We start from the raw sequence: 8,936 nt of genomic DNA, 5'->3' as shown, positions 1-8,936 counted from the left end.
GGCTTCCAGCTGCTCACCCGCTCCACCGTCGCCACCGACCGCACGGTCGAGTGGGAGGACGGCACCACCTACCCGGTCGTCGACGTCGAGATCTCCTCGGCGAGCCACCCGTTCTACACCGGCACCTCCCGCGTCGTGGACACCGCGGGCCGGGTGGAACGCTTCCAGCGGCGCTACGGCCGCACCACCACCGACCGCCACTGACCGCACAACCCGCTCGACCTCCTGGGAGGAGACCGCGATGAAGGTACGCAAGTCCCTGCGCTCGTTGAAGGCCAAGCCGGGTGCCCAGGTGGTGCGCCGGCGGGGCGTCACCTTCGTGATCAACAAGAAGGAACCCCGCTTCAAGGCCCGCCAGGGCTGACGCCCGCGAACGCCCCACGGCCCGGCACCGCACCCGCGGTGCCGGGCCGTTCCCGTGCCCGGCACCGGGCTCCGGCGGCGGTAGGCTGGCGATCATGGGGGAGTGGAGGGTCCGGCCGGCGTCGGGGAACGACGTCGAGGCGGTGGCCGAGGTGCGGGCCGTGGCGCTGCGCGCGGACCTGGAGCGGCTCGGGCGGTACGACGAGCGGCGCGTGCGGCAGCGGCTGCGGGACGGGTTCGTCCCGGCGCACACCTGGGTGATCGAGGTGGGCGGCGCGTTCGCCGGATGCGTCGCGCTGCGGCCGGCCGGGGACGCCCACTGGCTGGAGCACTTCTACCTGGCCCCGCACCTCCAGGGCAACGGCATCGGCGCGGCCGTACTGCGCACCCTGCTGGAGCGCTGCGACCGCGACGGCATCACGGTCCGGCTGAACGTGCTGCGCGGCAGCCCGGCCCGGCGCCTGTACGAGCGGCACGGGTTCACCCTCGACACCGAGGACCCCGTGGACGTCTTCATGGTGCGCGAGCCGGCCCCGGCCGTGGGTGACGGGTGAACACCCGAGACGAGGCCGCCGCCTTCATGAAGTCGCTCGGCGCCGTGCATGCGATGAACCTCGACGGCGGCGGCTCCACCGCGACGGCCGTGGGCGGCGCCGGCGGCTCACTGACCGAGGACACGGCCGCGTGGGTCGGTGGGCGTGGCTCGGGGGCGGTGGGCGCGGCCCGGTGAGGCCGCAGCGGGCGTGTCAGCGGGGAAGCACCCAGTCCGGCGTCCAGGTCCCGGTGGCTTCGTGGCCGGCCGTCGTGGTGGCGAGGTGGTCGCGGAGGGTGGCCAGTGCCGGGTGCGGGTTGTCGCGGTGCCACAGGAGTGAGTGCGGGTAGACGGGCGTCGGGTCGGTCACCGGGATGCGGCGCAGGCCGAGGCCGGCGGGCCAGACGAGGCTGGTGTGCTCGCCCATGAACGTGGCCAGGGCCGGGGTGTCAGCGACCGTGTCGAGGAGGGCGTCGGAGCCGAAGTTGGGGCCGGTCGCCTCGATGGTGAGGCCGAACTCGGCGACCAGGTCCTCGTAGTAGGCGGCCCACTCGGTACCGGGGACGACGCCGGGCATCCAGATCCGGTGCCCGGCGAGCCGGGCGAGGGGCACCGACCGGGCGCCCGCCAGCGCGTGGCCGGGGCCGGTGAGGAGCTGGAGCGGTTCGTCGAGCACCCGGACGGACCCGACGTCCTCGGGGAGGGGCCGGCCGGGCGCGGCGACGGCGCGGAAGGACGCGTCGATGGTGCCGGAGCGGAGGGCGGCGACGGCCTTCTCGATGTCGAAGAGCATCACCACGTCGAGGTCGATCTCGGGATGCGCGCGGTGGAACCCGCGCATGAGGCCCGTCGCCGCGCCGCGCGAGGCGATCACGTCGACGCGCAGCGGGCGGCGGCCGGTGCGTACGGACGCCACCGCGCGCTCGGCGACGCGCAGCAGTTCGCGCGCGTGGGGCAGGAACGCCTGCCCGTCGATGGTGAGCTCGGCTCCGCGCGGAGTGCGGGTGAACAGCCGTACCCCGAGGGTGCGCTCCAGCGCGGCGACGCGCTTGGAGACGGCCTGCTGGGTGACCGCCAGCTCGGCGGCGGCCTCCTGGAACTGCCCCGCGTCGGCGGCGGCGACGAAGGTCCGGACGGTGTCGAGGTCCATGCCGCCACCCTAGGGCCACAACCAACGGTTGTGGCCGACGGCCCCATGGTTGTTTGCCCCCTGGTCACCGCGCTCGCTTTGATGCTTCCGGTCGCGGATCGGTTGTGCGGATGGGGACGAGGGGACGTCGAAGATGAGGAGCGGACACCGGCTGGGCCGTCTGCACGGACGCCGGCTGGGGCGGCGGTTCGGGTGGCTCTGGGGAGCGTACGGGACCAGCGCGCTCGGCACCTGGCTCGCCTTCGGCGCGTTCCCGCTGATCGCCGTCCGCGTGCTGCACGCCGGACCGGCCGAGGTCGCCGCGCTCTCCTCCGTGGGCGCCGCGGTGGGCGCGGCCGTGGCGGTGCCGCTCGGCCCGTGGGTGGAGTTCCGCCGCAAGCGGCCCGTGCTGATCGCGACGGACCTCGTGCGGTGCGCGGCACTGCTGACGATCCCCGTCGCGTTCGCGCTCGGCGGGCTCACCTTCCTCCAGCTCCTGCTGGTCTCGGTCGTCGTCGCGGCGGCCGACATCACCTTCCGCGCCGCGTCCGGCGCGTACCTGAAGACGCTGTTGCCGGCCGAGGACCTGCTCGTCGCCAATGCCCGGTTCGAGTCCACGACCTGGACGACCACGATCGTCGGACCGCCGCTGGGCGGCGCGGCGACGGGGCTCCTCGGTCCGGTGGCGACGGTGGTGGCCGATGCGGTCAGCTATCTGCTCTCGGCCCTGGGCCTGCGCGCGATGGGCGGGCAGGAGCCGCCGCCCGAGCGCCGGCCGGCCGCGCGCCTGCGGGCCGGGGACCTGCTCGACGGCTGGCGGTACATCCTCGCCGACGCGACGCTGCGCCCGCTGTTCTTCAACACCGCCCTCTTCAACGGCCTGGTGATGGCCGCCGAGCCTCTGCTGGCCGTCCTGATGCTCGGCCGGCTCGGGTTCGCGCCGTGGCAGTACGGCCTCGCCTTCGCCGTGCCCTCGATCGGCGGGCTGCTCGGCGCACGGCTGGCCCGCCCGCTCGCCGCCCGGTTCGGGCAGCACCGTGTCCTGGTCGTGTCCGGGACGCTGCGCGCCCTGTGGTCCGTCGGCCTCGCCTTCACCGGGCCGGGTACCGGGGGGCTGCTGCTGGTGATGGGCGTCGAACTCGGCCTCATCTTCTGCTGCGCGGTGTTCGGCCCCGTCTACACCACCTACCGCCTGGAGCGCACCGCGACCGACCGGGTCGCCCGCACGCTGACCGCCTGGACGGTGACGGTCAAGGCGTCGACCGCGGTGCTGACGGCCGTCTGGGGCGTCCTGGGCAGCCTGCTCGGCCCGCGCACGGCCATCGGCCTGGCCGGCGCGCTGCTGCTGGCGACCCCACTGCTGCTCCCACGCCGCGCGGCGACACCCCACCCCGCCCCGGAACCGGCACCGGTCCGCCCCTGACGGACCGATACGGCGGGCCGGCGCCGGGGCGGCTCTCGGGCGCCCGGGGCCCGGACGAGGCGCGCACGGACGGGCATCCGGTCCCCGCCGGAGCGGCACGCGGCCGTCAGTGCTCCTCGGCGCAGCAGCCCCGCGGGGACGCGGAGCCCGTGGCGGCGGTCCGCAGGCGGCAGAAGCAGGACGCCTCGACGGGTACGTCCGCCAGCGCCGCGGCGATCTTCAGCTGCTGGGCCACGATCCGTGCCTCCCCCTCCTTGCCGAGCCGCACCAGGCACTCGTGGAGACCGTGCAACGCCCAGACGTTGCCCGGGTGTTGCAGCGGGCGGGGGAGCGTGTCGTCGAGTCCGAGGTCGGCACGGTAGACGGCCTCGGCCTCCGCGACCAGGCCCTGTTCGAGGAGCAGGGCGCCGTAGGCGTGCCGGGTGGGCTGCATCCAGCCCCACGGCTCGTCGTACGGCAGGCCGTCGTCCAGCTCGATCGACCGGCGCAGCGCCGCGAACGCCGCCTCGTACCTGCCCCTGCGGTAGTCCAGTTCGCCGTCCAGCATCCGCGCGGCGATGGCCAGGATGTCCGTACAGGTGTTGTTGAACAGCATCCGCGTCCGCGGCACCCGGGCGACCGCCTCGTGGAACAGCGCGCGTTCCGTGTCGGCCTCGTCGGTCCGGCCCGTCGCCGCGAGGGCGACCCCGCGCGCGTACCGCAGCATCGCCGTCGTGACGCGGTACAGCCGGGCGTCGGCGGGCAGCGGCAGGCGCAGGATGTCGTCCCAGCGGCCGAAGCGGATCAGCACGTGCACCCGCATCGCGAGGAACCCCTCCAGCCAGTCCGCCATGGGCGGGCTCTCCACGCGCAGCAGCTCCTCGGGTACGGCGGCCTCCAGCCGGGCCGCCGTGTCGACGGCGTCCTGGTAGCGGCCGAGGAACATCGCACCGTAGATCTTGAAGTGGAGGTTGTGACACCGGTACAGGGTGTAGAAGTTCATCGCGCCCGACCGGGCACGGAACCTCTCGTCGGCCCTGATCGCCTCGGTGTTGTCGGAGATCACCCGCCGGTAGTCGCCGCAGAGCACTTCCAGGTGGGACGGCATGTGCTGGAGGTGGCCCGCGTCCGGCACCAGTCCGCGCAGCCGGTCACCCGCCGGCAGGGCGGCCTCGGGCGTGGGGGACATCTCCATCAGGTGGACGTACAGGTGGAGCAGCCCCGGGTGCCGCGCCCCCGCCCGGGTGGCGAGGGCCTTCTCCAGGACCGCCCTGGCCTCGGTGGTGCGCGCGCCCGGGGCCGGACGGCCCGTGCGGATGTCCCACAGCCGCCAGGGCGTGAGGTTCATCAGCGCGTCGGCGTACAGGGCGGCCACGTCGAGGTCGCCTTCGGCCAGCCGGTGGGCGGCCCGCATGCTGTCGGCGTAGGCGGCGTTCCACACGGAACAGTCCTCGGTGTCCGGGGCCCGGGACCGTGGATAACGGGCCCCGAGCGCGCCGATGAGGGCCTGCTCCACCGGGGTGGCGCCGGCCGCCTTCGCGTGGGCGCGCCGCACGGCGGCGTGCGCCCGCCCCACCGTCCGCTCCAGGTCCTCTTCGTCGAAGAAGTCCCAGGGCTTGTTGTAGTTGGGACCGAGGGCGTGGGCCAGGCCCCAGTCGGCCATGGCGCAGTCGGGGTCCGCCGCGGCGGCGGCCTCGAAACAGCGGACGGCCTCCTCGTGGTTGAAGGCGTACGTCCAGTTCAGCCCGCGGTCGAACCAGGTCTGCGCCTCGTCGGACGACGTGCTCACGCGCCGGGTGTGACTGCCGAGGTCGTAGTAGTCCATGCCCGTGCCTCCCTCGTGGGCCGCCGACCGGTCGCGCAGCGAAGGGTATCTCCCGGCGCGCCGCATTCCGGCACATATGGGTGGCCGGCGTCTTCGGTGTTCAGCCGGTCCGCCGCACTCGCTTCCAGAGCCGGAACGGCCCCCGGCCCCTCGGGAGAAAAAAAGTTTGGCGGTGATGTCGAGAACCCGTGACCGGCTCCGTCCCAGGGGTGAGTGCGGCCACAATGGGCCGCACCAGTACCGAGGAGAAGCACGATGGCCAAGTACCTGCTGCTCAAGCACTACCGCGGCGCTCCGGCGGCGGTCAACGACGTGCCCATGGACCAGTGGACGCCGGAGGAGGTCTCGGCGCACATCCAGTTCATGCGGGACTTCGCGGCCCGGCTGGAGGAGACCGGCGAGTTCGTCGACGGCCAGGCGCTCGCCCCCGAGGGCACGTGGGTCCGGTACGACGGTGAGGGGCGCCCGCCGGTCACCGACGGCCCCTTCGCCGAGACCAAGGACCTCATCGCCGGCTGGATGGTGATCGACGTCGACAGCCGCGAGCGCGCCGTCGAGCTGGCCGGGGAGCTGTCGGCCGCTCCCGGGGCCGGCGGGAAGCCGATCCACGAGTGGCTGGAAGTGCGGCCGTTCCTGACCGCGACCCCCGACGCCACCGAGTGCCATTGATGGACGAGGTCTTGCTGAGGAGCCTCACGCCGGGCGTGCTCGCCCTCCTCGGCCGCCGCGGAGCGGACTTCGCGGCGGCCGAGGACGCCGTCCAGGAGGCGCTGCTCGAGGCGGTCCGCGTCTGGCCGGCCGACCCGCCGCGGGACCCGAAGGGCTGGCTGGTCACCGTGGCCTGGCGCAAGTTCCTCGACCAGACCCGGGCGGACACCGCGCGCCGCCGGCGTGAGGACCGCGCCGACGAGGAACCCGCGCCCGGGCCGGCGCCCGCGGTGGACGACACGCTCCAGCTCTACTTCCTGTGCGCCCACCCCTCGCTGACGCCGTCGTCGGCGGTCGCGCTGACGCTGCGCGCCGTCGGCGGCCTCACCACCCGGCAGATCGCCCAGGCCTACCTGGTGCCCGAGGCGACCATGGCACAGCGGATCAGCCGCGCCAAGCGCACCGTCTCCGGCGTGCGGTTCGACCGGCCCGGCGACGTCGCCACCGTGCTGCGCGTCCTCTACCTGGTCTTCAACGAGGGCTACTCCGGCGACGTCGACCTGGCCGCCGAGGCCATCCGGCTCACCCGGCAGCTCGCGGCACGGATCGACCACCCCGAGGTGGCGGGGCTGCTCGCCCTGATGCTGCTCCACCACGCCCGGCGCGCCGGCCGGACCGCGCCCGACGGCAGCCTGGTCCCGCTCGCCGAGCAGGACCGCGGCCGGTGGGACACGCGTATGATCGCCGAGGGCGTCGCGATCCTCCAGGCGGCCCTCGCCCGGGACCGGCTGGGCGAGTTCCAGGCCCAGGCCGCCATCGCCGCCCTCCACGCCGACGCGCCCACCGCCGAGGAGACCGACTGGGTGCAGATCGTGGAGTGGTACGACGAACTCCTGCGCCTGACCGACAACCCGGTCGTCCGGCTCAACCGCGCCGTGGCCGTCGGCGAGGCCGACGGCCCCCGCGCCGGCCTGGCGGCACTCGCGGAGCTGGACGACTCGCTGCCCCGCCACACCGCCGTAGCCGCCCACCTGCACGAACGCGACGGCGACCTCCCGACGGCGGCGCGGCTGTACGCCGAGGCGGCCCACCGCGCCACCAACCTCGCCGAACGCGACCACCTCACACGCCAGGCCGCCCGCCTCAACACCCGCCTGCGCCGCTGAGGGGCAGCGCCCCGGCCCGCGGCCCTGCCCCGGGGCCGACGGGGCCTGCGCAGGCTCCGCCGTGTCCCCGTCCACCCGCCCGGCCGCGCCCCGGAGCTGCGCCGGCGCCGGCCCCGCCGGGAGGTCGGGGACCCTCGCGCCGGTAGAGCTGCGCCGGACCGGTCATGGGCAGCGGGTCCGTCTCCGGGGCCACGGGCAGCCGGCGCTCCCGGTGCGGCTCGGCGAGCAGCTCCCGTTCCCCGGCCGTCGGAGCCGGGGCGTCCGCACGGGCCCACGCGGCAGCCGGACCCGCCATCGCCGGTGGACGTCCGCCGGACGCCGCTCACGCCCGCGGTCGTGGCCTCGCCGCACACCGGCCAGGGCTCGTCCACCGGCCGTAGCAGGGGGCCGCCCACGGAACCGGCCGCCGGTCCCGGGCTGCCCGGCCGGGGCGCAGCCGGGTCGTCGTCCCCCGGTAGGCGGCCGGTTCGGGAAAGAGCGCCCCCGGGGCGCCCCGGCATCGAGCGGGCGCGGCGGCGTGGTCCTCGCATGGACAGCGACCTCGGACGGGGACGGTCCCGTCCCGGCACGGAGGGGGGAACGACCGGCCGTACGGCTGGTGCCGCGGCCGTACTCGGGGGGATCGGCCGCGGCCCAGCCACCCGGAACACACCCGGGCACGCCCTGAATGCCCCGTGCCGCGGTGCTCATGCGGAGCCGAACGGGTGGACCGACGGGAGCCACGGCTGCCGCGCGCTCGCGCGTCAGGCCACTTCGGGGGTCTGTGCCAGGCTGTCGGCCAGTTCGTCGCTGACCTCCGCCAGGAGAGCGATCTGTGCGGCGGTGAGGTGATCGAGGAAGAGACCCCGTACATCCTCGACGTGGCGCGGTGCCGCCTCCTCGATGGCCCGGCGGCCGAGCGGTGTGACGCTGACGTAGACGCCACGACGGTCGTAGGCGCACCCCTGGCGCTCGACCAGACCCCGCTTCGACATGCGTGCCACGTGGTGTGACACCCTGCTCCTCTCCCAGCCGACCACCTTGCCGAGCTCCAGGACGCGCAGCCGGCCCTCGGGGACGCGGGTCAGCTCGGCCAGCACGGTGTAGTCGGCGGCGGACAGTCCGAAAAGGCTCTGCAGAGGGCGTCCGGTGCGCGTGACCAGTTGTTCGAAAACACGCAGCAGACCACGCCACGCCTGTTCCTCGGTCTCGGTCAGCCAGCGGGGCGACTCGTTCGTCACGTCGCCCTCGTCGAGAGGTTGACACATCACATACCCTCCCGGCCGGAGCCGTAAGCCTCTGCCTGTTCCGCCGGCGCGGCAGCGCGCGGGGCGGCCTGTCGGTCGGTCAGCAGGCCGCCGGCCGGAGAGCCGGCCGCGAGGGACGTCCGCGAAGCGGTGACGAGGAGAGTCAGGCCGGCGTCGCCGTAGCCGAGGAGCACGGCGGTGACCGCTCCGGGGCCGAGGTGCGCGTGCCGCTGGGACAGTGCGTCGGACAGGGTGATCAGGGCGGCCGGCGCGAGCGGGACCCGGCGCCGGTCGAGGCGGCCCGAGGCCGACGCCACGGCTGCGACGGCGGGACGGCAACCTCGGCGGTGCGGTACCGGCACCCGTGGCCGGGGCCGCGCGGAAGCACCGGCGGAGACGCCGGTCGCGACGGATCGACTTCTCATGACTGTCCTCGGGGACTCGGGTCTCGGGCCTGTACCGGTTCTCCGGCCGCGCGGGTCGGTGGTGTGGCGGTGGCGGGACCGTGGTGTGCGTACCGCGGCCCCGTGTGCCGTGGGGTGGTGGTGTGGTCAGATCTGGTTGGCGCCGCCGTCGACGAAGATTTCGGTGCCGGTGATGAAGCTGGACTGGTCGGTGGCGAGGAAGAGGGCGAGGTGGGCGACT

At 74.7% G+C, this 8,936-nt stretch carries 12 protein-coding genes; 7 read left to right on the top strand and 5 right to left on the bottom strand.

From position 1 onward, the window contains the following. The 4 genes from AB0946_RS41660 to AB0946_RS41645 all read left to right on the top strand — a co-directional run. Positions 1 to 204: type B 50S ribosomal protein L31 (locus tag AB0946_RS41660; protein ID WP_366765965.1), on the top strand; the 204-nt coding region annotated here is incomplete at its 5' end. 37 nt (positions 205 to 241) lie between these two features. After that, entirely contained in the window at positions 242 to 364 is a 123-nt protein-coding gene (gene ykgO / locus AB0946_RS41655; RefSeq protein WP_352385688.1) for a type B 50S ribosomal protein L36, read from the top strand. 94 nt (positions 365 to 458) lie between these two features. Further along, on the top strand, positions 459 to 917 hold the full coding sequence (locus AB0946_RS41650; protein WP_366765964.1) for a GNAT family N-acetyltransferase: 459 nt from the start codon (positions 459 to 461) through the stop codon (positions 915 to 917). Continuing rightward, positions 914 to 1,093, top strand: a complete 180-nt coding sequence (locus tag AB0946_RS41645) for a phosphodiester glycosidase family protein (protein ID WP_366765963.1) — start codon at positions 914 to 916, stop codon at positions 1,091 to 1,093. The genes AB0946_RS41650 and AB0946_RS41645 overlap by 4 nt, the downstream gene beginning before the upstream one ends. 16 nt (positions 1,094 to 1,109) lie before the next feature. Here the strand turns inward: AB0946_RS41645 and AB0946_RS41640 are convergent, their stop codons facing one another. After that, positions 1,110 to 2,045 (bottom strand): LysR family transcriptional regulator, encoded by a 936-nt coding sequence (locus AB0946_RS41640; RefSeq protein WP_366765962.1) that lies wholly within the window; start codon positions 2,043 to 2,045, stop codon positions 1,110 to 1,112. 133 nt (positions 2,046 to 2,178) lie between these two features. Between AB0946_RS41640 and AB0946_RS41635 the strand changes: the two genes are divergently transcribed. Next, positions 2,179 to 3,447, top strand: a complete 1,269-nt coding sequence (locus AB0946_RS41635; RefSeq protein WP_366765961.1) for an MFS transporter — start codon at positions 2,179 to 2,181, stop codon at positions 3,445 to 3,447. A gap of 106 nt (positions 3,448 to 3,553) precedes the next feature. Here AB0946_RS41635 and AB0946_RS41630 read toward each other — a convergent pair whose 3' ends face one another. Beyond that, the gene (locus AB0946_RS41630) at positions 3,554 to 5,251 is read right to left on the bottom strand and encodes a hypothetical protein (RefSeq protein WP_366765960.1); all 1,698 of its coding nucleotides are present in this window, start codon (positions 5,249 to 5,251) and stop codon (positions 3,554 to 3,556) included. Positions 5,252 to 5,506: 255 nt separating this feature from the next. On the opposite strand from AB0946_RS41630, the gene AB0946_RS41625 reads away from it, so the two are divergent. Together AB0946_RS41625 and AB0946_RS41620 are read left to right on the top strand one after the other, a co-directional pair. After that, the gene (locus AB0946_RS41625; protein ID WP_366765959.1) at positions 5,507 to 5,920 is read left to right on the top strand and encodes a YciI family protein; all 414 of its coding nucleotides are present in this window, start codon (positions 5,507 to 5,509) and stop codon (positions 5,918 to 5,920) included. After that, positions 5,920 to 7,065 carry a DUF6596 domain-containing protein gene (locus tag AB0946_RS41620; protein WP_366765958.1) on the top strand — a complete coding sequence of 382 codons (1,146 nt, stop codon included), beginning with the start codon at positions 5,920 to 5,922 and terminating at the stop codon, positions 7,063 to 7,065. Before AB0946_RS41625 ends, AB0946_RS41620 begins: the two co-directional genes overlap by 1 nt. Before the next feature lie 743 nt (positions 7,066 to 7,808). Here AB0946_RS41620 and AB0946_RS41615 read toward each other — a convergent pair. The 3 genes from AB0946_RS41615 to AB0946_RS41605 form a co-directional block, all read right to left on the bottom strand. Continuing rightward, positions 7,809 to 8,312, bottom strand: a complete 504-nt coding sequence (locus tag AB0946_RS41615; protein ID WP_366765956.1) for a MarR family winged helix-turn-helix transcriptional regulator — start codon at positions 8,310 to 8,312, stop codon at positions 7,809 to 7,811. Further along, the gene (locus AB0946_RS41610; RefSeq protein WP_366765955.1) at positions 8,312 to 8,608 is read right to left on the bottom strand and encodes a hypothetical protein; all 297 of its coding nucleotides are present in this window, start codon (positions 8,606 to 8,608) and stop codon (positions 8,312 to 8,314) included. Before AB0946_RS41610 ends, AB0946_RS41615 begins: the two co-directional genes overlap by 1 nt. A gap of 234 nt (positions 8,609 to 8,842) precedes the next feature. Beyond that, positions 8,843 to 8,936, bottom strand: a 94-nt coding sequence (locus tag AB0946_RS41605) for an SDR family oxidoreductase (RefSeq protein WP_366765966.1), incomplete at its 5' end; no start/stop codon positions are given.

Source organism: Streptomyces sp. NPDC046870, assembly GCF_040704595.1.
Lineage (GTDB): Bacteria > Actinomycetota > Actinomycetes > Streptomycetales > Streptomycetaceae > Streptomyces > Streptomyces argyrophylli.
The sequence above is the reverse complement of the archived record's forward strand: the minus strand, read 5'-3'. Positions and strand labels throughout refer to the sequence as shown.

Coding starts and splice junctions, on each gene's coding strand:
- ykgO (WP_352385688.1), top strand. CDS start 242: ATGAAGGTACGCAAGTCCCTGCGCTCGTTGAAGGCCAAGCCGGGTGCC.
- AB0946_RS41650 (WP_366765964.1), top strand. CDS start 459: ATGGGGGAGTGGAGGGTCCGGCCGGCGTCGGGGAACGACGTCGAGGCG.
- AB0946_RS41640 (WP_366765962.1), bottom strand. CDS start 2,045: ATGGACCTCGACACCGTCCGGACCTTCGTCGCCGCCGCCGACGCGGGG.
- AB0946_RS41635 (WP_366765961.1), top strand. CDS start 2,179: ATGAGGAGCGGACACCGGCTGGGCCGTCTGCACGGACGCCGGCTGGGG.
- AB0946_RS41630 (WP_366765960.1), bottom strand. CDS start 5,251: ATGGACTACTACGACCTCGGCAGTCACACCCGGCGCGTGAGCACGTCG.
- AB0946_RS41625 (WP_366765959.1), top strand. CDS start 5,507: ATGGCCAAGTACCTGCTGCTCAAGCACTACCGCGGCGCTCCGGCGGCG.
- AB0946_RS41620 (WP_366765958.1), top strand. CDS start 5,920: ATGGACGAGGTCTTGCTGAGGAGCCTCACGCCGGGCGTGCTCGCCCTC.
- AB0946_RS41615 (WP_366765956.1), bottom strand. CDS start 8,312: ATGTGTCAACCTCTCGACGAGGGCGACGTGACGAACGAGTCGCCCCGC.